Source organism: Companilactobacillus sp. FL22-1 (genome assembly GCF_043951805.1).
Lineage (GTDB): Bacteria > Bacillota > Bacilli > Lactobacillales > Lactobacillaceae > Companilactobacillus.
The window spans coordinates 15,355-37,947 of record NZ_JBINJY010000003.1; the positions used below are offsets into that span (position 1 = coordinate 15,355).

Sequence of the window (22,593 nt, forward strand, 5' to 3'; positions counted from 1 at the left end):
AGAGGTGACCTTTTGACACAAGTAAAAAAGAAAAAATATTTGTATGAAGTCGACCTGATGCGTGTACTTTTTATCGCAGGGGTGTTGTTGAATCATACGACCACAGCTTTTAAGAACAATGTCGGCAGTGGTTCTGGCAGTGAGTTGTTCTTAGAGGCGACTCATTTGGCACTTCACTTTACGAGAATGGGTTTTATGTTTATGACCGGACTCGTTTTAGTTCTCAATTATTACAATAAAGAACAACATTGGTTCAAATTTTGGAAGAAACGTTATATCAGTGTGGGAATTCCTTATATTGGTTGGAATGCTATTCTGATGTGGTTTGCAACGATCACCGCTGGGATTGCGATAAATTGGCCTAATTACTTCAAAAACTTATTTGATGCAATTATTCATGGTAATAAATACTACATGTACTATATCTTGGTCACTTTCCAATTGTATTTGATTTTTCCATTATTGGTCTACATGTTCAAGAAACTGAAAAATCATCACGTGACCATTTTAGTAGCTAGTGCCATCATCCAATTACTGCTAGTCATTGGTATCAAGTACTGGTTGCCTGGAGTTGACCGTGACAGTTGGTGGTACTTATTTAGAGCTTATGGCATGAATATTTTGGTTTACCAATTTTATTTCATCGCTGGAGCGTTCGTGGCAATTCACTATGATGAAGTCGACCGTTTTATCGAAAAAAATCATCGGGTGATTGGTTGGTCCACCTTGGTATTAGCGCTAGGAACAGTTGCCTTATTCTTTGGTAACTTAAAGATTTTGAAGTTAAGTATGGGTGCAACAGAATCCATTCATCAGCCCTTTATCTTCATTTACGATACTTTTATGATCGCTTTCGTATTTTGGATCGGTAGACAGTATGCCAAGGCACGCGAAAAGAATTTCCCACATTGGCTCGATAAAATTGTTAAAAATATGTCGACGGTTTCCTTTGGAATCTATCTGACCCAAACGATTCCTATAACGCTGTTATACGGTATCTTGAGTGTAATCAAATTACCATCAATCGTGACATTACTATTATTGCCAGTGGGCTACGCCTTTGTTTTAGGCGGTGCATTCTTAATTTCCTGGTTCTGTTACAAAGTTCCCCCATTTGGTGTCTTGATTGGACGTCCACAGTGGCATCTCAGTAAGGCTAAAAAAGAAGTCGAAGGAGTAAAAGAAAATGTCAAAAATAACAAATCAATTAAACAAGCAATTAGAGAATAATATGTCTGAAAAAATTATTAAAGATGAAAAAATGAATCGTTGGTTTACTGGATATGAGATAGCTGACGATGTCAGAATTTTACGAGAGGAATTCTTAGATCTTCACATTGGAATGGGCGATGTCGTCTTGGTTTGCTTACCAAATACGGCGGCTTATCCAGTAATTGCTCAAGCTCTTTGGGAAGTTGGTGCCGTCATGCATCCCATCGCAGCAACTACCCCTGAACTAGAGTTAAAACAAGCATTGAGTGAACATGATTATGTGGCTTCGATTGTTGGCGAGGAGTTGATCAACGCTGCACTTGATGACAGATTAGCCATTGTAACGGCGTTACATTTGCAAACTTTTTCTCTCTTACACATTATCCGTGACCGCAAATTGATGGGACATGATGCTGGCGTAGCTGAAGATAAAGATTTGGCTTTGATCATGAATACCTCTGGAACAACTGGTAAACCTAAGCGAGTGGGTCTTTCACATGAAATACTCTTTAATGGTGTTGAACATGATATTGAAAGTCATAAGATGACACCACAAGATACGACTATGGTGGTTATGCCAATGTTTCATATCAATGCCCAAGCCGTTTCAATTTTGGCAACGAGATTGTCTGGAGGCAAGTTAGTTATTGCAGAAAAATTCAGTGCGTCTAAGTTTTGGAATCAGGTGAGAGATAATCAAGTAACTTGGGTCTCCGTAGTCCCTACGATCGTCAACATCTTACTGATCAATCAAAAGGCTAATGCTAGTTACGATGACGATATTAGATTACGATTCGTCAGATGCTCGTCATTTGCTTTACCGTTGGATAAATTGACCGCCTTTCAAACGAGGTTCCACACAACAATCTTGGAAGGATACGGGATGACAGAAACGGCTAGTCAATGTACGATCAATCCTTTCGATGCGCCTAAAGTAGGTTCAGCCGGCAAGGCTTATAAAACCGAAGTTCAAATTATGAATGATGGAGTGATTGAGACTGAATCTAACAAAATTGGTGAAATCGTAGTTCGTGGTGACCATGTTATTAAAGATTATCTCGATCCGCACCCAGAATCATTTGAAGATGGCTGGTTTTTAACCGGTGATCTAGGTTATCTGGATGAGGATGGGTATCTCTTTGTCAAAGGGCGTAAAAAAGACATCATCAATCGTGGTGGTGAAAAAGTTGCTCCTGCACAAGTGGAGAACGCTTTGAGTCAGTTGAGTTTCGTCAAAGAAGTTTCTGTTATTGGTACACCTGATTCGATTTATGGTGAAGCGGTCACGGCAGTGATTATTACTAATGGGAAGCAGAATGAAGAGCTAGTTCGTGAAAAAATATTAGCTCATGCTAAAGAGACTTTAGCTAAATATGAACAACCAACGCGAGTCTTTTTTGTACAAGATTATCCTCGCAATGCAACGGGTAAGGTTATTCGCTTAAAATTACGTGAACAAGTTATGTCAAATCTAGTTGGGAGAGCTGTATGAGAAAAAAACGTAAAAAATTACTGATTGGGATTGTCTTATTATTCTGGGCTATCATTGCCTTCTATGGATTCAAACAGACTGATGCAGGAGCTGCCAGTTCAGACCTACAAACAGTGACGATTGGTTATCAGAAGGGTGATCCTTTCGATATTGCCAAAGAACGCGGCGAATTTGCTAAGAAGATGAAGGCTAAAGGCTACAAGATCGTCTGGAAGGAATTCCAAGATGGTAATTCATTAATGCAAGCCCTAAAGGCCGGAAGTATCAATTATGCTAGAACTGGTGATACACCGCCAGTATCGGCTCTTTCAACTGGAACTAAATTGACTTTCGTCGCTGCAGGATATTCTAAGGCTAAAGGTTCAGGAATTTTGGTCAAGAAGACTTCCAGCATTTCCTCCATTAAAGATTTGAAAGGAAAGAAGGTAGCTTATACTAAAGGAACCAGTTCCCAATATATGTTGTTAGCAGCTTTGAAGAAGGCCGGTTTAAAGGCTAGTGATATTACTTGGGTCAATATGGACCAATCAAGTGCCAGTGTCGCTTTTTCAAAAGGTAAAGTAGACGCTTGGGCAACTTGGGACCCATACACGTCACAAGCTGAAATTACCCAAAACGCTAAATTGTTAACGAATGGTGTTGGTATCACCAATAACCGTGATTACATCTTGGCAATGCAAAGTTATGCTAAGTCTAATACTGAGGTTTCAAAATATCTGATCAAGTATCTTGAAGAAGATATGAAGTGGGCTAACGAGAATCACAGTGAACTTATCACAATGATGAGTAAGTCATTGAACGTTTCTAAAGCCGTGGTTAAGAAGATGGTCGACCGCAGAACTTACGGAATTAGTGCTATGAACAGCACGTATGCCAAAGAAGAGCAGAAGATTGCGGATCTGTTCTATGAAGAAAACTTGATTGAAAATAAAGTTACCGTGAGTGACTCAGGCGATTATAAGAATCAATAAAATTTCAAAAAACTCCAATCGAATAAATTCCGATTGGAGTTTTTTGTCGTTCATTTTCAATTGTTATTTTGTACTTAAGAAACAATCTTGGAAAGGTTCGTTTGAATAAACAGTCAGAGTGCTTATTAATTCATACGCTTATCCATAATCGAACGGAGAGCCTTTTCCCGCAAGGAAACAGCATCTACATCGTTTTGTCGTTCATAACCATGGATCAGTACTTCGCAGACATACAATTGCGATAATTGCCCAGCTAATGAGCCTCCGTCTAAAAATTCTTCAATTGAAGTTCGTAACGTTATATCGCTGATTTGAGCAATTGAGGAGAGGTTGTTATTGGTGATAGAAATGACTTTTGCGCCACTTTTTTTGGCAACTGTTAAAGAATCATAAGTGTCCTTAGTTTCACCGGATAAGGAGATACCAATAACTAGGTCATCTTTGGTCATCATCGCGGCCATTTGTGACTGGAAGTGGGGATCAGTTTCAGCTTGAACGATTAAACCGATTCGCAATAGCATTTTTGAAAAATCTTTACCAATTTCACCACTGTGACCGACGCCGAAAATATACATCTTTCGACAATTGGAAATTAGAGAAATTGCTGAATTGAGATCTTCAGGATTGATCAACGCGACCGTGTCCTTAATGGTAGTGATTAGGTGATCGGCAATGTCATCATAGTAGTCGTGACTGGAATCGACATTATTAGCTTCCAATTCATTTTTAGCAAGATCGATTTTTAAGTCGTTGAATCCCGAATAGCCTAATTTTTTTGAAAAACGGACGATTGTAGCATCTCCCACTGCAATGTCTTTTTTTATTGTCTCCATCGTGCCATAAATAACCGATTTTTTATTATTGAGGATATATTGAGCAATTCGCTTTTCAGATTTGGTCAGAGTTTCATATTTACTTTTGATAAGATCATCGATATTCATGCTTAAACCTTCTCCAATTATTTTGTCTTTATAATTATACAATTTCAGGCTCTAATTTAGAAATCGAAAAAGAAAGGGTTTACAAACAAGCTGGGATGTTTTATATTGCTTATGGAGAATTAAATCCAAAGATTTATATTTTGGAGGGAAATTGGAGAATGAATAAAGATAAGTTTATTAAACAAATTAAGGGTGGATTAATCGTATCTTGCCAAGCTTTGCCAGGAGAACCGCTTTATACAAAAGCTGGCGGAGTAATGCCCTTGTTAGCTTTGGCAGCTAAACAAGCTGGAGCAGTCGGGATACGTGCCAATTCAGTTCGTGATATCAAAGAGATTCAAGCAGTTGTAGATTTGCCGATCATTGGCATTATCAAGAAAAGTTATCCGCCAGAGAAACCTTTCATTACAGCTACGATGAAAGAAATTGATGAATTACATGAAACTGGCGTAGAGGTGATTGCTTTTGATTGCACCTTGAGACCTAGACATGATGGCAAAACCGTTGCTGAATTCATCAAAGAGATTAAAGCTAAATATCCTGATCAGTTGTTGATGGCAGATACTTCAACATTTGAGGAGGGTCAAAATGCTTATGCAGCAGGAGTGGATTTTGTCGGCACTACTTTAAGCGGATATACCGAAGAGAGTGTGGAAAAAGATGGCCCAGATATTGATTTGATTCAAGCTTATATCGATGCCGGTATGCCCGTTATCGCTGAAGGTAAAATTCACACGCCACAACAAGCCAAACAGATTCAAGATATGGGTGCAACAGGGATCGTAGTTGGTGGTGCGATTACTCGTCCTTTGGAAATTGCTCAACGTTTCATCAAAGCCCTTCAATAAAATAAGGAGTTGATAGATATGTTTAAGAAGTTCTCACAACTGGGAAGAGCCTTCATGCTGCCTATTGCTATTTTACCTGCAGCAGGTCTTCTTCTAGGTTTAGGTGGTGCCTTGACAAATGATGCTGCCGTTAAAGCTTATCCTTGGTTAGATGCAGTTTGGCTACAAACAATTTTAAAGGTCATGAGTTTTGCTGGTAATGCAGTATTCTCAAATATTGCTTTGATTTTCGCAGTTGGTTTAGCAGTAGGGTTAGCTAATGGTGATAAAGGAACCGCTGGTTTATCCGGAGCAGTTGCTTTTCTAGTTTATACTGCTACAATTGCAGGTTTGTTGCAGCTATTTTCACCTAAAGGTACTACGGTTGATACAGGTGTCGTCGGTTCAATTGTAATTGGTGGTATGGTTGCATATCTGCACAATCGTTATCGGAAAATTGAATTACCACAATTTTTAGGATTTTTTGGCGGTTCGAGATTTATTCCAATTATTACTTCATTTGCTGCAATTTTTATTGGTGCAATTTTTTATATGATCTGGCCTCCAATTCAAGATCAAATGATTGTCGTTGGACATGCCATTGCTAAAATGGGTAGTATTGGTACCTTCTTATATGGATTCTTATTACGCTTACTAGGTGCAGTCGGGTTGCACCATACAATTTATCCATTATTCTGGTATACATCATTGGGCGGAACAGCTACTGTTGCTGGACACACTGTTGTTGGTGCACAAAATATCTTTTTTGCACAATTAGCTGATCCAAATCATGTTGGACTATTTACTTATGGTACACGCTTCTTTGCTGGTAGATTTGCAACAATGATGTTTGGACTTCCAGCAGCTGCCTTTGCGATGTACCGTTCAATTCCCAAGAAGAATAGAAAGAAGGATGGCGGTCTTTATCTCAGTGGTGGTTTGACTTCATTCTTAACCGGTATTACAGAACCGCTTGAATATACTTTCTTATTTGTTGCTCCTTGGTTGTATGTTATTCATGCCTTTCTAGATGGATTGTCATTTTTCTTTGCTGATATTCTTAATATTAGAATAGGTAACTCGTTCTCTGGTGGGTTCATTGATTACTTATTGTTCGGTGTCCTACAAGGTAAAGATAAAACTAATTGGCCAACGGTTATCTGGTTTGGCTTAATATGGGCCGTAGTTTACTATGTAGTATTTAGATTCTGCATCTCTAAATTTCATGTTGCCATTCCAGGTATGGTAGATGATGACGATAGTTCATCTTCAGAATCAACCGCTGATAAAAATTCCAGTTTACATGAACAATCAAATCAAATTATTGATGCTCTCGGTGGTGCTGAGAATATTCAAAATGTTGAAGCATGTGCAACAAGATTGAGAATTTCTGTAGTTGATAATACTAAAGTCAATAAGCAGGTTTTAAAGAATCTTGGTGCAACAGCTGTTCTTGATGTAAGTGGTGGATTACAAGCCGTTTACGGTGGCAAAGCCGATCTTTACAGTCAAGAAATTAATGGTATTTTAGGTACCGATGAATAGAGGTTAGGCTAATGGGACTATTTGGATTTGGTAAGAAAAAATTAACTGAAACATTATATGCTCCAGTTAAGGGTAAAGTACAAGCATTAGAAAATGTGAGCGATCAAGTCTTTGCTCAAAAAATGATGGGTGAAGGATTCGGGGTTGTACCAGACGATGATAAAATCTATTCGCCGATTGAGGGTACAGTGACTTCAGTTTTTAAAACGAAACATGCTATAGGTTTTAAAACGCCTAATGGATTAGAGATTATGGTCCATATGGGACTCGATACCGTTGATCTAGAAGGTAAACCATTTAAGATTTTAGTTAAAGATGGGGACAAGGTCGGAGTTCATACACCTATTGCAGTTATGGATTTGCAACAAGTTGAGGATTCTGGTAAAGATACTGTCGTTCTAACGATTATAACTAATACAACTGATAAGGTTGAAGGTGTTGAGATCGAAGCCAATGATTCTACGGCTATTAATGATGGATCGGCAATGATGGTCGCCACGGTTAAATAAAAAAACAGCTTCTATTCCGAAAATGCAATGGAATAGAGGCTGTTTTTTGAAATTTATAGTTGAAAGAGAAAAAGGCCTCCAATTTTGGAGGCCTTTTTAAGCTGTTTTAACGGCTACAGGTTCTTCTTCAAGAATCTCACCCAGAACTCGATCAGCTACGATACCGATCTGTCCGGCATTGCGGTTCTTAGGGCAAGTTTCCTCGAACGAATTTGTTGAATTCTTCATAACGACGATGCGGTCGGCCATTCGAGCGGCTTCTTCAACGTCATGGGTAACTAAGATTGTCGTTAGATTTTGTTTCTGACAAATGTCGAGAATCAAGTCTTGCATCTTACGTCTGGTCAAAGCATCTAAAGCTCCAAGGGGTTCATCTAACAGCAATATCTTCGGATGGCTCATTAAAGCTCTTGCTAAAGCGACTCGTTGTTTTTGCCCACCAGATAATTGATTAGGGTAGTGGTCGGCGTAGTCTTCGAGTTCGACTAATTGTAATAATTCTTGGGCATGCGCTTTAGTATTTTTATCCTTTGAACCAAAAGATAAATTGTCTAAAACGGACATCCAGGGAAGTAGTCGATCTTCTTGAAACATTACGCGTATCAAAGATTTAGTTTCTGACTGATTGATAGTGACAGAGCCTTCTGTTGGCTTTTCTAATCCAGCAATCAATCTTAATAAGGTACTCTTGCCGCCACCACTCATTCCAACTAGAGCGATAAATTCGCCTTGGTTGATATCGAGATTGACGTCGTGGAGTGCGGTCAAATTATTGTACATTTTATTAACGTTTTTTATTGAAATCATTGTATTGTTCATTAGGCATTACTCCTTGCTGTATTTTGCCAATCAAGTAAGAGACTTTCAAAACTCTTGGCAATTAAATCTGAAATTTTTCCTAAAATAGCGTAGACGACGATACATAAAACAACTGTTTCCATATCGACAAAGTCTTCTGCGTTATTAGCCATATAACCGATACCAGAACTAGCAGAGATCGTTTCAGCGACGATCAAAGTAGTCCACATAACACCTAGAGCATAACGAACACCAACTAGTATTTGTGGTAGGGCGGCTGGGAAAATAATTTTGAAAAACATTTGCTTTTTAGTTAATTCATAAGATTCACCCATTTCAATTAAATCAGGGTCAACGGATTGGATTCCGTGGAAAGTATTGATATAAACGGGGAACATGGTTCCGATAGCAACCAATGAGATCTTGGCTGATTCATTAATTCCTAACCAGAGAATGATTAAGGGAATAAGGGCTAAATGGGGGATGTTACGAAACATTTGAATGGATGAATCGAAAAGTAGTCGGCTCGTCTTAGACATTCCGTTAATGAAGCCAAGGATAAAGCCAATACCACCACCGATCAAGAGGCCAACTGTGGCTCGATAAAGACTGATGCTCAAGTTTTTTGGTAATTCGCCGGAAGCGGTCAATTTGATTCCATCTTGAATGACGGATAATGGCGATGGCAAAACTGAGCTAGAAAGCCATCCCAAAGAACTACTGACTTGCCAAAATAAAATTACGATGATTGGTATTAAGAATGGTAAAAATTTTTCGACTGGAACGGTAAATTTTCTGCGCTTAGCCGTTGAAATTGAAACTGGTTTCTGCATTGATTAGGCCTCCTTGAGTTGTTGAGTCACTTCTTGAGCTAGAAGTGTTCGTTGAATCTTTCCCGTCGCATTTTTCGGTAACTGAGTACTGAAAATGTACTTGGTTGGGCGTTCAACTGGTAATAATTGCTCATTTGCTAATTCATTCAACAACGCTAATTGGTGGCGATGATCATGGCTGAGTTTCTTTGGAACGATAACGGCGGTGACAGTTTCACCATAGATTAAATCAGGAGTTCCGATTACAGCAATTTCTCTAATGAATTTTAAATCATGGAGACAATCTTCAACTGCCAGTGGATTGACGTTTTCACCACCACGGATGATCATTTCTTTGATACGACCAGCCATATGCAAGTAACCTTGAGAATCAAGTGATCCTAGGTCTCCAGTTAAGAGCCAGCCGTCGTGAAAAGCTTCTGGTTGGGGATCAAGATAATGAGTGATGACTTGTTCACCTTTCAGTGCGATTTCACCGACTTCGTTAGGAGCCAATTCTTGATGATTACTGTCTAAAATTCTGATTTGAATATCTTTGACGATACCAACCGAATTTCGAATTGGATGATTCAAAGGATTTTGAGCAATTTGACTAGCAGCTTCAGTCATGCCATAACTTTCGATTAATGGAATTGAAAATCTTTGGCTAAATTCCTCGTGAATGCTTGGCAACAGAGGGGCTGAAGCAGTTCTGAGAAATCGAAGCTGATTAGATTTTGGTTGTTCTTCTCTTTGTAAAAGAATGGCGACAATTGCTGGAGTCAAGGAAACCCAAGTCACTTTTTCACTACTGACATCTTTCCAAAAGAGGTGGGCGCTGAACTTAGGCCGAAAAAGCAATTGTCCGTGAGAAAGGCGGGTTGCCAAGTTTGAGATAACCATCGCATTGATGTGGAACATTGGCATTAGAATAAAGGTACTGTCTTCATGAGTTAGTTCTTGAGTGTCGATAACGTTAAAGGCACCTGCTAGTAATTGTTGATGAGTTAGGCCCACTCGTTTTGGCTTACCAGTTGTTCCCGAGGTATGCATAATCAAAGCCAACTGCTCGTCGTCAGGAATCTCAGCTAGGTGAGTGATGTGATTGTTACGAAGATAAATTTGAACTTCTGGTTCATGGAGAGTTGTGAGGCGTGGTTGATTATTAAAAAGCTCATTTAAAATATCGAATGGTTTAGTCTCAGCATCTAAAATAATTGCGGAATAATGATATTGATCTTCTAGTTCACTGATTTGAATTTCATTTGTTTGGGGATTGATTGGTTGAACAATTGCGCCAACATCCCAGAGACTTTCGATAACTAAACTATAAGTAACTGAATTTGTTAAGCTGATTAAGACGATATCGTTATGGCCGATACCTTTATTTTCCCAATAATTTTTCCAAACATTTTTTTCTAAGTTAAGTTCATTGCCGGTGTACCAATTTTGATTTGCATCTTGCATCAAAGGACGGTTGACGCCAGCCATTAATTGTTGTTGTAATCTTTCTGTGAGTTCTGACATATTTATTTACCAGAGTTTCATAAACTTTTAGGGGGAGGATAGTTCTTACTAGAAACTCGTTGTCCTTTCGATTGAATAACCATAGTTTACAAGCATCTCTTTTTAGCAACTACTTAGGTTTGATAAGGTTTATCTAAGAATTTCTTATGATTGAACAAAAAATGCCCTCTGATTCTGTATTTAGAGTCAGAGGGTATTGGTTGAAACTATTGAAAAGACAGGCTTTTAATCCGGTATTGATGATCTTAAGAAATTTCGTCAAAGGTGATTCTAAAGATTGAACCTTTTGGCTGATTATCTAAGACAGAAATTGCGCCGTTATTGATTTTGACTAGTTGCGAGACAATTGACAGACCTAAGCCGCTACCTTTGATTTCGGTTGAATGAGACGTATCAACTCGATAGAAACGCTGGAAAATCAAATCCTTTTGGTCATCAGGAATTCCCATACCTTGGTCCTTCACGTCCAAATAAATTTTCTGCTCTTGTTGTTTGAGCGCCAAAACAATCGGACTTTTCTCAGGAGAATATTTGTGGGCATTGTCCAATAGGGCAACGATGATCTGCTTTAAAGTATCGGTATTGCCTAAAATCGAAATATCAGGTTCGATGTCTAGTTGTAATTTTGGTATGGTCTTTTGGTACTGGCTACCGATTTGGTTCACTACTTTGGAAAGGTCAGTCTTTTCTAAGACTAAATCAGCTCGATCAGCGCGAGAAAGGTGCAATAAGTTAGTGATCAAGTCTTGCATTCGCAGGGACTCTTCATCAATGAAGCCAAGGGATTCGGGAATAACATCGGGATGTTTGTCACCATGACGTTTGATCAAAGTGATATTGCCTCGAATTGCGGCAATGGGAGTCTTTAATTCGTGCGAGGCATTGGAAACAAAGTCCTTTTCACGCTGTAAACGCTGATTTTGGGTCTTCAGTAACTCGTTGAAGGCATCGCCCAGTTCCTTAATTTCTTGAGGATTGTCAGGAACTTTTAGAGTAGGCTGGTCGACAGTATCATTGGCTGTACGATGAATTTCATCTACTAATTTAATTGTAGGAGCACTCAGTTTAGCGGCTAATTGTTGAGCCCACCAAGTTCCAAATCCTAGTGTTACAAAGACGATGATAATAATGAAGATCAATAATAAAGCTAAACTATTGATCAGACGACTCAGACTGGTCCAGAGTTGGTATGTTGTATCGCTATCTTTTTTAGTGTAAAAGAGAAATAGACCGTATCCTGGAACGTAGACGATATGTTGTCCGGGCAGGACGATATATTTTCGTTGACTGATAAACCTTTGGGAGGCTGAAGTTGTCATGATTGCTTGGCCAGTGCGATTAGAAGCAGCGGTGATTGAAGATTTCTTGGTTTTCACTCGGATAATAGTATTTTGTTTGGTGTGACGGTTGTTTTGATTATTCCACTGAATGAAACTGGGGATATCATCAATGTTAGCTCGATAGAGACTCATCATTTGTCCGTTGGCTTCATGAACTGTTTGAGAGTACTGTTGGACCCCAACTACCAGCAAAATTAAAGCGCTGATAGACAAGGTAATGATGATGACAAGTCTCCGGATACCTTGATTGATTAAGGCTTGATAAGTTAATGATCTGGGATTATTCATTCGGTCACATCCTCAAGCGAATAGCCAACGCCACGAATAGTTTGGATCAAAGGCTTATTATTTTTGCCGTCAACTTTGTTACGTAAGTATCCAACATAGACATCGACCACATTTTGTTGTCCGAGAAAGTCTTCGCCCCAGACGTTATCAAGCAGTTCATCACGTGTGAAGACTTTGCCAGTGTGTTGTAGGAAAAACAACAGTAAGTCATATTCTCGACGTGTCAATTGGACATTCTCATTATCTCTTGTAACTTGGTGAGACTTGGTATTTAGAATTAAGTCAGCAATTTGATATGTCTGATCAGGTTCAGCCAAATGTTCTGTGCGTCGTTGGATCACACGGACTCGGGCTAATAATTCTTCAATTTCAAACGGCTTAGTGATGTAGTCGTCCGCACCGTTATCCAGGCCAGCCACTTTGTCACCGATGTAGTCGCGGGCGGTCATCACAATGACGGGTACTTGATCGTGCTTTCTAATTCGCCGCAAAACTTCCATACCATCAAGTTTAGGCAACATCCAATCCAATAAAATCAAGAGTAATTCGTTTTGATATTTTTCATAAAGGTCCATCGCCTCAGCCCCATCATTGGCTACGACGACCTCAAAATCCTCAAATTGTAGCTCCTTTTTTACATAGCTGGAAAGGCTACGTTCATCTTCGACAATTAATATTGTATTTTTCATTAACAAATCTCCCAATGATTAATTTTTAATCATTATAATATCAATTCAGTCTTAATTCTAACTAAAATATATTAAATAGTAATAATTACTAATTGTGTTATACTAAAAAGACTAATGAAAAGGGTGAGATTTTGGAAAAAGCACTTAAGATTCTTAAACAGAACAATTACAAGATAACGAAGCAGAGAACTGACTTGATCGATTATCTACAAAAGTTTACTGTGCAGTATGTATCGATTAATGATATTGCAAATTATATGCGGACCCTTTACCCGGGGATGAGCAATAATACGATCTATCGTAACTTGAAAGAGTTCGCTGAAATTGGTTTGGTCGAATATCAAGAAAAGGATAAGACTTTAGTGAAATATCAGTGTGATTTTGATCATCGGCATCATCATCACTTTGTCTGCAAGAATTGTGGCAAAGTAACGGAAATAGAGTCTTGTCCCATCGAGTTTTTTGAAAAGCAATTGCCAGGATATATGATTGAAGGACATACGATTGAGGTGTATGGCCTCTGTCCAGAATGTATTAAGAAGCTAGAGGTTGAAGTATAGGCAAAGTCTGTTGAGGCTCTGCTTATTTTTTTTGCTTTAACTTGTACAGTGTATCGAATCGATATACAATGGGAAATTGTGGAAAGCAGGCGATTACTTGTACGAACTATTTATCTTAGGACAGTTGATGGATAATCCAATGACTGGATATGCCTTACGCAAGGCTTTTAGAAGCATTGCTGGAGCCGATCAGACGATCAGTTTTGGCACTCTATATCCGATCCTTGATAAACTAGCTGAAGCTGGTGAAATCAAATTAAATTATCAAGAATCTTGTGGTGGGCGCCCTCAGAAATTGGCAACTATTACGGTCACTGGCAGACAACATTTTTTTAAAATGGCTACGGAACCAACTCCAATCAATAAGAAAACACAATTTACTTTTTTGATGAAGATCCAATTTTTACATTTGTTAGATCAGAATCAACAAGTTAATGTCCTAACAGATTTTCGTAACTTTTCCATGACCAAGTTACAACAGATTATCGATTCACAAGAAGAATTAGCAGACAATCCACACATGTTGCAAAAAGATATCGAGGATGCGCTGTTGGTCAAACAATTACAAATCAAACATGCCCAAGTTCAAGTAGATTGGGTTAGTAAACTTCTAGAAGAACGAAAAGGGGCGTTAATATATGGAAAGCTTTGCTAAAGATCCTGCAATTCAAAAACACCGTTGGTTAATATTGGTAGCAGTCTGTATGTTTACTTTCATGTCGACTTTGGATGGAAGTATCGTCAACATTGCTTTGCCAGTAATGAGTAAAGATTTAAAGATTCCGATGAATCAAGCCGAATGGGTCGTTTCAATTTACTTGATTGTCATCTGTGCATTGTTGTTGCCATTTGGAAAGCTCGGTGACGCTTATGGAAAGATCAGAATTTTTAAAATTGGTTCAATTTTATTTACTGTCGGTTCACTACTCTGTGGCTTTAATTCAGGATTGATTGTTCTGTTAGCTGCTAGATCATTACAAGCTGTTGGGGCTTCGATGACAATGAGTACTAATAATGGAATTATCACGGAAGTATTTCCCTTTTCTGAACGCGGCCGGGCTTTGGGGATGATTGGATCATTCGTCGCTTTGGGCAGTATTGCTGGTCCTGGTGTCGGTGGTTTGATTTTAGCTCACTTACCTTGGGGCTACATTTTTTGGATGAATGTACCTGTTGGAATTGTGGCAGTTTTGTTAGGAATGAGAGTCTTGCCAAAAGATATTACGTTATCTAAGCAAAAAATCGATAAAATTGGTTCTTTCTTATTTGCATTAGTTATGGTGACACTGTTTGCTGGCGTCTTCTTAGGTCAAGAAATTGGTTTCTTACAGCCAGTGATTTTAATATTGTTCCTAGTAGCTTTAATCAGTTTTATTATCTTCGTTCGGATCGAACTAAGAATCGAACATCCCGTCTTAGATTTACGGATCTTCAAAAATATTGATTTTTCAATTAGTATCTTCTGTGCCTTTTTAATTTTCGTGGCTAATTTCTTCTTCAACGTTATATCACCGTTTTATTTGGAAAATGCTCGTGGTATGGCTGCTAATTACGCCGGCTATGCTTTGATGACTTTTCCTATCGTGCAAGTCGTTGTTGCCCCAGTGGCCGGTGCTATTTCGGATAAAATTGGTCCAGAATTATTGACGTTTATCGGTCTGATCTTGATTTCTATCAGTCAGGTCGGTTATCTGTTTGTCAATTTAACTTCGCCATTATTGATCTTCATGTTTTTCGTGGGCTTAGTTGGCTTAGGAAATGGAATCTTCCAAGCTCCCAACAACTCGATCGTTATGAGTTCAGTCGATGTGAAAGACTTTGGGATTGCTGGCGGGATTAGCGCTTTAGGTCGAGAATTAGGCATGATTGTTGGTATTTCGGCTGCTACGACTGTGTTATTCTCTGCAATGAGCCACGCCGCTGGTCGAACGGTAACTTCATATTTGCCAGCTCAACCGGAGATCTTTATTACTGGAATGCACGTTACTTTCATAGTCTCCTTTGTCATTTGTCTGATAGCTACAGTTATCACAGGTGTCCGCTTGTTTAAAAAATAATCAAAAGCTAAAGGTGACTTTGACTGATAAAAAGGCCCTCCGCTTCTAAAATTTATAGAAGCGGGGGGCCTTTTTGCTACAGCGTTAGTGAGTTAATTTCCAATTTTTGTAACCTAAACTGAAAAAATACATCATGACTTCAAAAGTCGAAATAAAAAAGGTTACCGGCCAATTGGTGATATAAGCCAGATACAGACCTAACCAAACGCCAATCAAAGATAATCCAACGGAGACTAAAATCATCTGTGGAACCGTATGAACGAGATATTTGGCCGTGGCTGCGGGTAGGGTCAACAATACAAAGACCAGTAATGAACCGACAATCTGTGCACCGATACTGACGCTTAAAGCTAGAGTGATTAAGAAGATAATGGAGAGAAAAGTTGAATTTTGGCCAGCTGCCTGTGCTCCAATGTGGTCGAATGAATCAAAAGCCAACGGTTTATAAAAACTTACAAAAGCGATTATTACAAACAAAGCAAGCACTAGTAACTGTTTGACTTCTGGTGTGCTGATACCGACGATACTTCCGAAGAGAATGTTAGTAGCATAGCTACTGGATTGGGCAGAAAGCGATAAAAAGAGAATGCCTAAACCGATAAATAGTGAAGAAATTGCACTGATGGAAGCTTCACGGCGGGAGGCTTCATTACTCAATTTGCCAACCGCAATCGAACTGATCAGCGTAAAAATTATCATGCCTACAAGCGGCGTTAGACCAACCAAGATACCAAAAGCAGCTCCAGCAAAACCGATCTCGGACAAGGTGTGTGACAAAAAGGACATGTTGCGGGCAACGACGAAGACGCCAACTAATCCCGCCGTTATAGCGATAAAAGTGCTGGCAATAAAGGCGTTACGCATAAAATCATAAGCAAACATTTTTTTCCTCCTGCGCAAACATATTTTCAGAGACGTCGGTTAAGGCAATTTCTTTGAGGGTCTTATCTTGAAATAATAAAACTCGATCAGTGTATTCTTTGGTTAATTCGTAATCATGGGTAATTAAGATTACTGTTAGTTGTTCTTTTTGATTTAATTCTCGCACCAGATCCATTAATTGCCTTTTGACAGCAACATCTAAACTAGCAGTCGCTTCATCTAAGATCAAAACGTCAGGTTGAGTTAACAAAGCTTGAGCTAAATAGGCTTTTTGTTTCTCGCCGCCCGATATCAATCCTAAAGGACGATCTTGGATCTGAGAAAGCTGCGTTTTCGTGATGACTTTTTGTAGCAGGGCCTTATTTTGACGACGTTTCTTTAAGTTAAGGGTGAATTTTAAGTTTAAATCGATAAATTGTTTAATACTCAAGGGATAATCGTTATCTATATTGCGAAACTGAGGAACATAGCCGATCTTTCGTTGATTGATAGTAATAAGACCAGTAGTCTGAGACTCTATACCTAACAATATTTTAATCAAGGTTGTTTTACCAGAGCCATTAGTACCAATCAAACTGACAAATTCCCCTTGTTTGATAGTAAAGTTTATCTTTTTGAAAACTAATTGTTGGCCGAATTTTTTGGTTAAATTATTGACTTCAATCATTATTTGGACTCACTTTTTAGGATTTTGTTTAAGGCTTGATATTGACTCAACATCCATGACTGGTAATTTTTGCCCTGGGGTAAAGTTTCAGTGACTTTTAAGATTGGCAACTGTTGTTTTTGCACACGTTTGACCATATTCTCCACGATATTGCTATCAGCTTGAGTATTGAGGACAAATAGAGCAATTTGTTTGTCAGTAATTTCCTTTTGCATATCTTTGATTACCGCTGGGGAAGGGTCAGTACCATTTTCAATTGCGGCTTCGAATTTTTGATTTGTGACCTTTAAACCAATGGCAGCTAAAGAATAATCAAAGACTGGTTCGCTGACATAGACATTTTTATTAGGTAACTTTTGAGCAGCTTTTTTTAATTGGATTAGTTCATTTTGAACAGGTTCAAGCGTAGTTAAGTACTTTTGGGCATTCTTTTCAAAATACGCTTTGTCCTGAGGATATTTCTGGCTCAGTTTTTTGGTTAAGTAATTAGTGTAGCGGATCATAGTTTGCGGGTCGTACCAGATGTGCGGATTATCGCCGATCTTTTTGTGCATAATTTTTTCGCCAATTTTGATGTATTGACCATTCGTATTGAGTTTATCCATCCAAGCGTCATAACCGAGGCCGTTAGCGATAACAAAGTCGGCCTTAGTGACAATTTTTGCCACGTTAGTCGTTGGTTCGTAATCGTGGGGGTCAACGGAGGGACTATTAATAATGGAAGTGACAGACCCTTTGTTACCAATGATTGTCTTAGCAGCATCGGCGTAAAAGTCAGTCGTAGTCACAATTTTTATTTTATCGGGGTTTGTCGAAGCAGTTTTGTTAGAACAAGCCGCCAGAATTAAAATGAAAGCTAAAAAAGTAAAAATGATTCCGAAAAATTTTTGGTTATGATATTTCATGCTTTTCTCCTTAATGATAAAAAATACTATTTAACCTTACATTAATCCTTTTTAGATGTAAATAGTAATTTTTACTATCTAGTTGACGACAAAAAAATAGCTAGACCCACAAAGGCCTAGCTTATTGGTGTTTATTGATGTAATCAGTTAATTCTAAAATATGTTGTTTAATGTCATCTCGGACACTACGATACGCCTGCATGATCTCGTCATCATTGCCATTAGTTAAGGTAGGATCAGCGATAGGCCAGTGCAACCAGCGAGCTCCTTGAGGGATGATATTTTTGTCTCGAGCCTCGCCGCTTAAAGTAACGATCACCGTGGCATGTTTCAAGAATAAGTCATCGATCTTTTTAGATTGCTGCTGTGAAATATCGATCTTGTCTTCGGCCATTACTTGCACAGCTTTGGGATCAATAGCTTCAGCCCGTACGCCAGCGCTTTGAACTTCCCAATCGGGCAAGTATTTTTTAGTATACCCCAAGGCCATCTGACCACGACAGGAGTTGCCGCTACAGAGGAAATAGATACTTTTAGTCATTGTTAATACCTAATTTAATCTGACATTCTGGACACAAACCATAGACTTCCATATGATTGCCGGAAATCATGTAGCCAGAAATCTCAGCTGTTTTTTGCTCGAGGTTTTTTTCAGTATCGCTAAAGCCAGGATAAGTGACGTCAACGATCCGACCGCAGTTAGTACAAATGGCATGATAGTGGGGTGAACCAAAGTAATCGTAGTGAGTACTACCATCACCATTTTGCAGTTCAACCACGAGATGATGGTCAACAAAAGTATTCAACGTATTGTAGATCGTAGATGACCCGATATTTGGTAATTCTTTACTGAGGGCATCACGGATTGTTTCGACCGTGGGATGATTATGATGACTAACCATATAAGCCAAGATAATATGTCTTTGCGGAGTGACTCTTAATTTATGATCTTTTAAAACTTGCAGAGTTTCCTCCATTACTGCGTTACTAGCCATGAGCAATCTTCCTTTCTACCTAAGAATCATTACAAGTTAATTATAATACGGAGTCTGTGATAATTCCAAGTAATCTATCCTTTTTGTTGAAACAGTTAATTGTTTACTTTTAAAGAAACATGCGTTAGTATGAACTCGTTAGTAAGTGAGAACCATTCCAATGTAAGATAAAGCTAAGGAGTGACAAAATATGGCTAAAGAAAAGAAACAACGAAGCTTAGCTGAAAAAATCAACGTTATGCGGGCCAGCGTCATGGGTGCCAATGATGGGATTGTTTCAGTTGCCGGGATCGTAATCGGTGTTGCCAGTGCACAGAGTAATAGTCGAGCCATTTTTCTATCAGGAATTGCAGGTATGCTAGCTGGAACTATTTCAATGGCGATGGGTGAATGGGTCTCGGTTAGTACTCAACGTGATAGTGAAAAACGAGCTCTAGAGAAAGAATCTTCGGCGTTAGATGGTCATTATGAAGAAGAGTTCAGCTTTATTCGTGACAAGTATCAAGCAACCGGGATTTCCAATGAGTTAGCCACACAAGCTACTCAAGAAATGTTGAGCGATGATCCTTTGGACGTAGCAGTCCGTGAAAGATATGGTTTTAATCCGAAAGAAAAGACTAGTGCGATTGCGGCTGCTTTGGCATCAATGATTTCATTTCCTACCGGTTCGATCTTGCCACTAGTTTCAATTACAATGTTTCCCCAAGATATTAAGATGGTTGCGACCGTTATCGCTGTCATCATTGCCTTGTCGATTACAGGATATACAGCAGCAGCTTTAGGTGGAGCCAATCGTTTCAAAGCGGTTATTAGAAATGTGGTTTCAGGATTATTAACAATGTTTGTAACTTATGCGATCGGTTCGCTGTTTGCGCATTAATAGGGAGTGAAGATAATGAAACAAGTGACAATTTCTAAACCAAGAAAACAAAAAAAGACCATGGCAGAACGTTCTAATACCTTGCGAGCAGGTGTCTTAGGCTCAAATGATGGTATCTTGACAGTCGTCGGCGTACTTTTCTCAGTGGCGGTTGCGACAACCAATCAATTTACGATCTTTATTGCCGGTTTGTCAGATTTGTTAGCATGTGCTTTTTCAATGGCTTCAGGAGAATATGCTTCCGTTAGCTCTCAAAAGGATACCGAAAGAGCTGCAATTGAAAAAGAACGTGACCTAATCAAGACCGATTATGAAAGTGAACTAGCTGTGGTAGCTAATTACTATGTAGAACGTGGCGTTACCAAAGATACAGCTACAAAGATTGCTGAAGAATTGATGAAAAAAGATGCCCTAGGGACAGTCGTTCGAGTTAAGTATGATTTGCAACTAGGCCACTATATGAATCCTTGGGATGCCGCCTTTTCTTCACTAGTTTCAGCCGCTTCCGGTGGAATTTTCCCATTAGTCGCAATGACCTTTTTACCAGTGTCAATTCAATGGCCCGGTACAATTTTAGCTGTGACTTTGTCCGTGGCCTTAACTGGCTTCTTAAGTGCAAAGTTAGGTGATGGTTTGGTCAAAACTGCTATGATCAGAAATATTATCGTTGGTCTAATCACAATGGCAATTCACTATTCAGTCGGATTGATGCTTTAATTATTCGTTTTGTAAAATAAGTTTGACTAAGAATTACAATTTCTTCGCAAAAAATCCCAGGAATCAATCATCTGTGATGGTTAATTCACTGGGATATTTATTATGTGAAAATTGGGTAAAGATATTTTCCAAAACTTATTTTGTCTTTAACATCAAATCAAGAGATTTTTGTAATTCCGCTAATTGAGCTGAATCTTTACAGTCAGTATTTTGGCGGATATTTTGAGCAATGACCAACTTCATCGCCTTATCAACGCTAGATTTAACAGCGGATAATTGCATTAAAATATCATCACAGGGTTTATCTTCGTCCATCATTCTCAAAACAGCGTCGAGCTGTCCACGGGAACGCTTGAGCCGAGTAGTGATTTTTTTTCTCGCCGCCACATTTTCTTCGGGTGTTTGAGCCATAATAACCTCCCAAATTAATTTCTTATTTAAAGTATACCCGCACGGGTACCGGTAAGCAAATATTTGCTTTTTTAAAAGGATAAATGCTAGTAAAACAAAATATTTGCGTGAATTTACCCTAGGGGGTATATTGTATATGCAAAGTTAATGAGAAGGAGAATTGAATAATGGCTAATATTACTGAGCTAACAGACAAGACGTATAACGATGAAACTAGTACAGGACTAGTTATTACTGATTTTAATGCAGATTGGTGTCCTCCATGTAAAATGATGAACCCAATCTTGGAGAAGTTATCTTCTAAGGATGAGTTAGGGGACAAGATCAAGTTTACTTCAATGAATGTTGATCACAATCCAGAGACACCAAACAATTTTGGTATCCAAGGTATTCCAACTTTCATCATCAAGAAGGATGGCAACGTGGTTGGCCGTTTGGTTGGTTATCAACCTGAAGAGAAGTTTAAGATGGCACTTGAAAAGTACATGTAGTTTATAAGTTCACTGCCGGCTTCCGTTCGGCTCTGAGGGGTCTGGAACGCCATGGGCATCGCTTTGAACCAATTGAAGTTCGCAATTGTTTCAAAGTCGAGCCTTGTTCTAAGTGTGCTTCGCCCACTAAGAACAATTTCATGGCTGAGACCCCTCAGAGCTCTCACTACAGCCTAGGTTGTTAAAACATGTTTGGATAACCCTCAAGTGAACAAGTTCAAGAGCTAAGGCAAGTTCAAAGGCTAAAGATTAAAGTCAAAAATTTAAATCCTTAAAAGATAAAATGAACCGGTGTCTTTAAATGAATTAATATCTTTGATAGAAAGTAAATAATGTATTGAATTGATATAAACATAAGTCAATTCAATACTTTTTTTGTCTTGCTTTTTATCTTTTGCTCTTAAGCATCAAGGTTTTCCAGCTTCCACTCCTACCAAGCAAAATAAGGAACGTAGGATTCCTATACATATCACTAACAAATAAAATATGCAGTAACCCTAGTCAGGAGCGGAAGTTCTGGGGGATATCAGTGGTGAAATTTTACTTAATTGGCGTCTTTTGCCAATTTAGTAAAAGGACGAGCTTGAAGACAAGCGGTCTTCTTGGCTCCAAGTCGGCCCACCACGTTCCATATCCCCCAGAACTGGAGCGGATGACGGCAGTGAACCCAAACAACTGCACTCCCCAAAAATGAAACTAAAATAAAATACATTAAAGTTAAAAATGGTGGTATATTATCAGTGATAAAGTAAGCGGTTACATAGATGGCATATCTAATAGGGGTGAGTGTAAATGAGTAAAACGTTTGGTCAAAAATTGGTTACTTTTTTGCAGGGTGAAATTATTACGATCGACTTTGGTCGTCCCGTGAAATTTTATCCTGATACATGTCCAACATTGTCGGCAATCGGTCGCTGGTATGCATCAGATGACAAATCAAAATACTTCTTAGTTTACGAAATCGACCATGCTGAATTTCCCGATCGAATCATCAACGATGAACTTGACGATCAACATTTGACTGGCTATGAGATCGTTCATAGTTTCGTTACATATCCTTGATTTCTAGTAAAAGAT

General features: G+C 38.8%; 25 protein-coding genes. 13 read left to right on the top strand and 12 right to left on the bottom strand.

Translation table 11 applies throughout. The annotated features are described in order from the left end of the window. Positions 1-12: 12 nt before the first annotated feature. The 3 genes from ACG72T_RS02885 to ACG72T_RS02895 are packed head-to-tail and all read left to right on the top strand — an operon-like array spanning position 13 to position 3,675. Entirely contained in the window at positions 13-1,230 is a 1,218-nt protein-coding gene (locus tag ACG72T_RS02885; RefSeq protein ID WP_395264503.1) for an acyltransferase, read from the top strand. Beyond that, positions 1,187-2,704 (top strand): AMP-binding protein, encoded by a 1,518-nt coding sequence (locus ACG72T_RS02890; protein WP_395264504.1) that lies wholly within the window; start codon positions 1,187-1,189, stop codon positions 2,702-2,704. Before ACG72T_RS02885 ends, ACG72T_RS02890 begins: the two co-directional genes overlap by 44 nt. Next, on the top strand, positions 2,701-3,675 hold the full coding sequence (locus tag ACG72T_RS02895; RefSeq protein WP_395264505.1) for an aliphatic sulfonate ABC transporter substrate-binding protein: 975 nt from the start codon (positions 2,701-2,703) through the stop codon (positions 3,673-3,675). The genes ACG72T_RS02890 and ACG72T_RS02895 overlap by 4 nt, the downstream gene beginning before the upstream one ends. Before the next feature lie 125 nt (positions 3,676-3,800). Here the strand turns inward: ACG72T_RS02895 and ACG72T_RS02900 are convergent, their stop codons facing one another. Then, positions 3,801-4,616 (bottom strand): MurR/RpiR family transcriptional regulator, encoded by an 816-nt coding sequence (locus ACG72T_RS02900; protein ID WP_395264506.1) that lies wholly within the window; start codon positions 4,614-4,616, stop codon positions 3,801-3,803. Positions 4,617-4,774: 158 nt separating this feature from the next. On the opposite strand from ACG72T_RS02900, the gene ACG72T_RS02905 reads away from it, so the two are divergent. Genes ACG72T_RS02905 through ACG72T_RS02915 form a run of 3 tightly spaced genes read left to right on the top strand, consistent with a single transcriptional unit; the run spans position 4,775 to position 7,497 of the window. Beyond that, on the top strand, positions 4,775-5,464 hold the full coding sequence (locus ACG72T_RS02905; protein ID WP_395264507.1) for an N-acetylmannosamine-6-phosphate 2-epimerase: 690 nt from the start codon (positions 4,775-4,777) through the stop codon (positions 5,462-5,464). 18 nt (positions 5,465-5,482) lie between these two features. Further along, positions 5,483-6,988: a PTS transporter subunit EIIC gene (locus tag ACG72T_RS02910; protein WP_395264509.1), complete on the top strand. Its 1,506-nt coding sequence runs from the start codon at positions 5,483-5,485 to the stop codon at positions 6,986-6,988. An 11-nt stretch (positions 6,989-6,999) separates the two neighbouring features. Then, entirely contained in the window at positions 7,000-7,497 is a 498-nt protein-coding gene (locus ACG72T_RS02915; RefSeq protein ID WP_395264510.1) for a PTS glucose transporter subunit IIA, read from the top strand. A gap of 96 nt (positions 7,498-7,593) precedes the next feature. On the opposite strand, the gene ACG72T_RS02920 is transcribed toward ACG72T_RS02915, so the two are convergent. The 5 genes from ACG72T_RS02920 to ACG72T_RS02940 form a co-directional block, all read right to left on the bottom strand. Then, entirely contained in the window at positions 7,594-8,316 is a 723-nt protein-coding gene (locus tag ACG72T_RS02920; protein ID WP_395264511.1) for an ABC transporter ATP-binding protein, read from the bottom strand. After that, positions 8,316-9,128 (bottom strand): ABC transporter permease subunit, encoded by an 813-nt coding sequence (locus tag ACG72T_RS02925; RefSeq protein WP_395264512.1) that lies wholly within the window; start codon positions 9,126-9,128, stop codon positions 8,316-8,318. The genes ACG72T_RS02920 and ACG72T_RS02925 overlap by 1 nt, the downstream gene beginning before the upstream one ends. A 3-nt stretch (positions 9,129-9,131) precedes the next feature. Next, positions 9,132-10,634, bottom strand: coding sequence for an AMP-binding protein (locus ACG72T_RS02930; RefSeq protein ID WP_395264513.1), 1,503 nt, complete (start codon positions 10,632-10,634; stop codon positions 9,132-9,134). A 245-nt stretch (positions 10,635-10,879) separates the two neighbouring features. Then, the gene (locus ACG72T_RS02935) at positions 10,880-12,262 is read right to left on the bottom strand and encodes a sensor histidine kinase (protein ID WP_395264514.1); all 1,383 of its coding nucleotides are present in this window, start codon (positions 12,260-12,262) and stop codon (positions 10,880-10,882) included. Next, positions 12,259-12,951 (bottom strand): response regulator transcription factor, encoded by a 693-nt coding sequence (locus ACG72T_RS02940; protein ID WP_395264515.1) that lies wholly within the window; start codon positions 12,949-12,951, stop codon positions 12,259-12,261. The genes ACG72T_RS02935 and ACG72T_RS02940 overlap by 4 nt, the downstream gene beginning before the upstream one ends. 128 nt (positions 12,952-13,079) lie before the next feature. Here ACG72T_RS02940 and ACG72T_RS02945 point away from each other — a divergent pair, with 128 nt between their 5' ends. The 3 genes from ACG72T_RS02945 (at position 13,080) to ACG72T_RS02955 (ending at position 15,568) form a co-directional block, all read left to right on the top strand. Beyond that, complete coding sequence (locus ACG72T_RS02945) at positions 13,080-13,511, top strand: Fur family transcriptional regulator (RefSeq protein WP_395264764.1); 432 nt, start codon at positions 13,080-13,082, stop codon at positions 13,509-13,511. A gap of 97 nt (positions 13,512-13,608) precedes the next feature. Then, positions 13,609-14,166, top strand: a complete 558-nt coding sequence (locus tag ACG72T_RS02950) for a PadR family transcriptional regulator (protein WP_395264516.1) — start codon at positions 13,609-13,611, stop codon at positions 14,164-14,166. Further along, positions 14,150-15,568, top strand: coding sequence for an MFS transporter (locus ACG72T_RS02955; protein WP_395264517.1), 1,419 nt, complete (start codon positions 14,150-14,152; stop codon positions 15,566-15,568). The genes ACG72T_RS02950 and ACG72T_RS02955 overlap by 17 nt, the downstream gene beginning before the upstream one ends. A gap of 84 nt (positions 15,569-15,652) precedes the next feature. On the opposite strand, the gene ACG72T_RS02960 is transcribed toward ACG72T_RS02955, so the two are convergent. From ACG72T_RS02960 to ACG72T_RS02980, 5 genes are all read right to left on the bottom strand, one after another. Continuing rightward, positions 15,653-16,450, bottom strand: coding sequence for a metal ABC transporter permease (locus tag ACG72T_RS02960; RefSeq protein ID WP_395264518.1), 798 nt, complete (start codon positions 16,448-16,450; stop codon positions 15,653-15,655). Next, positions 16,437-17,117: a metal ABC transporter ATP-binding protein gene (locus ACG72T_RS02965; RefSeq protein ID WP_395264519.1), complete on the bottom strand. Its 681-nt coding sequence runs from the start codon at positions 17,115-17,117 to the stop codon at positions 16,437-16,439. Before ACG72T_RS02965 ends, ACG72T_RS02960 begins: the two co-directional genes overlap by 14 nt. Next, positions 17,117-18,022 (bottom strand): metal ABC transporter solute-binding protein, Zn/Mn family, encoded by a 906-nt coding sequence (locus ACG72T_RS02970; RefSeq protein ID WP_395264520.1) that lies wholly within the window; start codon positions 18,020-18,022, stop codon positions 17,117-17,119. Before ACG72T_RS02970 ends, ACG72T_RS02965 begins: the two co-directional genes overlap by 1 nt. A gap of 121 nt (positions 18,023-18,143) precedes the next feature. Further along, positions 18,144-18,563, bottom strand: coding sequence for an arsenate reductase ArsC (locus tag ACG72T_RS02975; RefSeq protein ID WP_395264521.1), 420 nt, complete (start codon positions 18,561-18,563; stop codon positions 18,144-18,146). Continuing rightward, a complete protein-coding gene (locus ACG72T_RS02980; RefSeq protein ID WP_395264522.1) occupies positions 18,556-19,017 on the bottom strand; it encodes a Fur family transcriptional regulator in 462 nt (153 codons plus the stop codon). The genes ACG72T_RS02975 and ACG72T_RS02980 overlap by 8 nt, the downstream gene beginning before the upstream one ends. A gap of 190 nt (positions 19,018-19,207) precedes the next feature. On the opposite strand from ACG72T_RS02980, the gene ACG72T_RS02985 reads away from it, so the two are divergent. Then, on the top strand, positions 19,208-19,897 hold the full coding sequence (locus ACG72T_RS02985) for a VIT family protein (RefSeq protein ID WP_395264524.1): 690 nt from the start codon (positions 19,208-19,210) through the stop codon (positions 19,895-19,897). A 15-nt stretch (positions 19,898-19,912) separates the two neighbouring features. Beyond that, positions 19,913-20,614: a VIT family protein gene (locus ACG72T_RS02990; protein ID WP_395264525.1), complete on the top strand. Its 702-nt coding sequence runs from the start codon at positions 19,913-19,915 to the stop codon at positions 20,612-20,614. A 135-nt stretch (positions 20,615-20,749) separates the two neighbouring features. On the opposite strand, the gene ACG72T_RS02995 is transcribed toward ACG72T_RS02990, so the two are convergent. Further along, positions 20,750-21,025 carry a metal-sensing transcriptional repressor gene (locus tag ACG72T_RS02995; protein WP_395264526.1) on the bottom strand — a complete coding sequence of 92 codons (276 nt, stop codon included), beginning with the start codon at positions 21,023-21,025 and terminating at the stop codon, positions 20,750-20,752. 167 nt (positions 21,026-21,192) lie between these two features. On the opposite strand from ACG72T_RS02995, the gene ACG72T_RS03000 reads away from it, so the two are divergent. Beyond that, positions 21,193-21,516 carry a thioredoxin family protein gene (locus ACG72T_RS03000; RefSeq protein WP_395264527.1) on the top strand — a complete coding sequence of 108 codons (324 nt, stop codon included), beginning with the start codon at positions 21,193-21,195 and terminating at the stop codon, positions 21,514-21,516. A 792-nt stretch (positions 21,517-22,308) separates the two neighbouring features. Next, on the top strand, positions 22,309-22,578 hold the full coding sequence (locus ACG72T_RS03005; protein ID WP_395264529.1) for a hypothetical protein: 270 nt from the start codon (positions 22,309-22,311) through the stop codon (positions 22,576-22,578). Positions 22,579-22,593 lie beyond the last annotated feature (15 nt).

What these genes read in the sequence shown, in the direction of transcription:
- ACG72T_RS02910 (WP_395264509.1), top strand. Translation starts at nt 5,483, where the DNA reads ATGTTTAAGAAGTTCTCACAACTGGGAAGAGCCTTCATGCTGCCTATT.
- ACG72T_RS02985 (WP_395264524.1), top strand. Translation starts at nt 19,208, where the DNA reads ATGGCTAAAGAAAAGAAACAACGAAGCTTAGCTGAAAAAATCAACGTT.
- ACG72T_RS02965 (WP_395264519.1), bottom strand. Translation starts at nt 17,117, where the DNA reads ATGATTGAAGTCAATAATTTAACCAAAAAATTCGGCCAACAATTAGTT.
- ACG72T_RS02905 (WP_395264507.1), top strand. Translation starts at nt 4,775, where the DNA reads ATGAATAAAGATAAGTTTATTAAACAAATTAAGGGTGGATTAATCGTA.
- ACG72T_RS02925 (WP_395264512.1), bottom strand. Translation starts at nt 9,128, where the DNA reads ATGCAGAAACCAGTTTCAATTTCAACGGCTAAGCGCAGAAAATTTACC.
- ACG72T_RS02990 (WP_395264525.1), top strand. Translation starts at nt 19,913, where the DNA reads ATGAAACAAGTGACAATTTCTAAACCAAGAAAACAAAAAAAGACCATG.
- ACG72T_RS02975 (WP_395264521.1), bottom strand. Translation starts at nt 18,563, where the DNA reads ATGACTAAAAGTATCTATTTCCTCTGTAGCGGCAACTCCTGTCGTGGT.
- ACG72T_RS02895 (WP_395264505.1), top strand. Translation starts at nt 2,701, where the DNA reads ATGAGAAAAAAACGTAAAAAATTACTGATTGGGATTGTCTTATTATTC.
- ACG72T_RS02920 (WP_395264511.1), bottom strand. Translation starts at nt 8,316, where the DNA reads ATGAACAATACAATGATTTCAATAAAAAACGTTAATAAAATGTACAAT.
- ACG72T_RS02980 (WP_395264522.1), bottom strand. Translation starts at nt 19,017, where the DNA reads ATGGCTAGTAACGCAGTAATGGAGGAAACTCTGCAAGTTTTAAAAGAT.
- ACG72T_RS03000 (WP_395264527.1), top strand. Translation starts at nt 21,193, where the DNA reads ATGGCTAATATTACTGAGCTAACAGACAAGACGTATAACGATGAAACT.
- ACG72T_RS02900 (WP_395264506.1), bottom strand. Translation starts at nt 4,616, where the DNA reads ATGAATATCGATGATCTTATCAAAAGTAAATATGAAACTCTGACCAAA.
- ACG72T_RS02890 (WP_395264504.1), top strand. Translation starts at nt 1,187, where the DNA reads ATGTCAAAAATAACAAATCAATTAAACAAGCAATTAGAGAATAATATG.
- ACG72T_RS02955 (WP_395264517.1), top strand. Translation starts at nt 14,150, where the DNA reads ATGGAAAGCTTTGCTAAAGATCCTGCAATTCAAAAACACCGTTGGTTA.
- ACG72T_RS02960 (WP_395264518.1), bottom strand. Translation starts at nt 16,450, where the DNA reads ATGTTTGCTTATGATTTTATGCGTAACGCCTTTATTGCCAGCACTTTT.
- ACG72T_RS02930 (WP_395264513.1), bottom strand. Translation starts at nt 10,634, where the DNA reads ATGTCAGAACTCACAGAAAGATTACAACAACAATTAATGGCTGGCGTC.
- ACG72T_RS02995 (WP_395264526.1), bottom strand. Translation starts at nt 21,025, where the DNA reads ATGGCTCAAACACCCGAAGAAAATGTGGCGGCGAGAAAAAAAATCACT.
- ACG72T_RS02935 (WP_395264514.1), bottom strand. Translation starts at nt 12,262, where the DNA reads ATGAATAATCCCAGATCATTAACTTATCAAGCCTTAATCAATCAAGGT.
- ACG72T_RS03005 (WP_395264529.1), top strand. Translation starts at nt 22,309, where the DNA reads ATGAGTAAAACGTTTGGTCAAAAATTGGTTACTTTTTTGCAGGGTGAA.
- ACG72T_RS02970 (WP_395264520.1), bottom strand. Translation starts at nt 18,022, where the DNA reads ATGAAATATCATAACCAAAAATTTTTCGGAATCATTTTTACTTTTTTA.
- ACG72T_RS02915 (WP_395264510.1), top strand. Translation starts at nt 7,000, where the DNA reads ATGGGACTATTTGGATTTGGTAAGAAAAAATTAACTGAAACATTATAT.
- ACG72T_RS02940 (WP_395264515.1), bottom strand. Translation starts at nt 12,951, where the DNA reads ATGAAAAATACAATATTAATTGTCGAAGATGAACGTAGCCTTTCCAGC.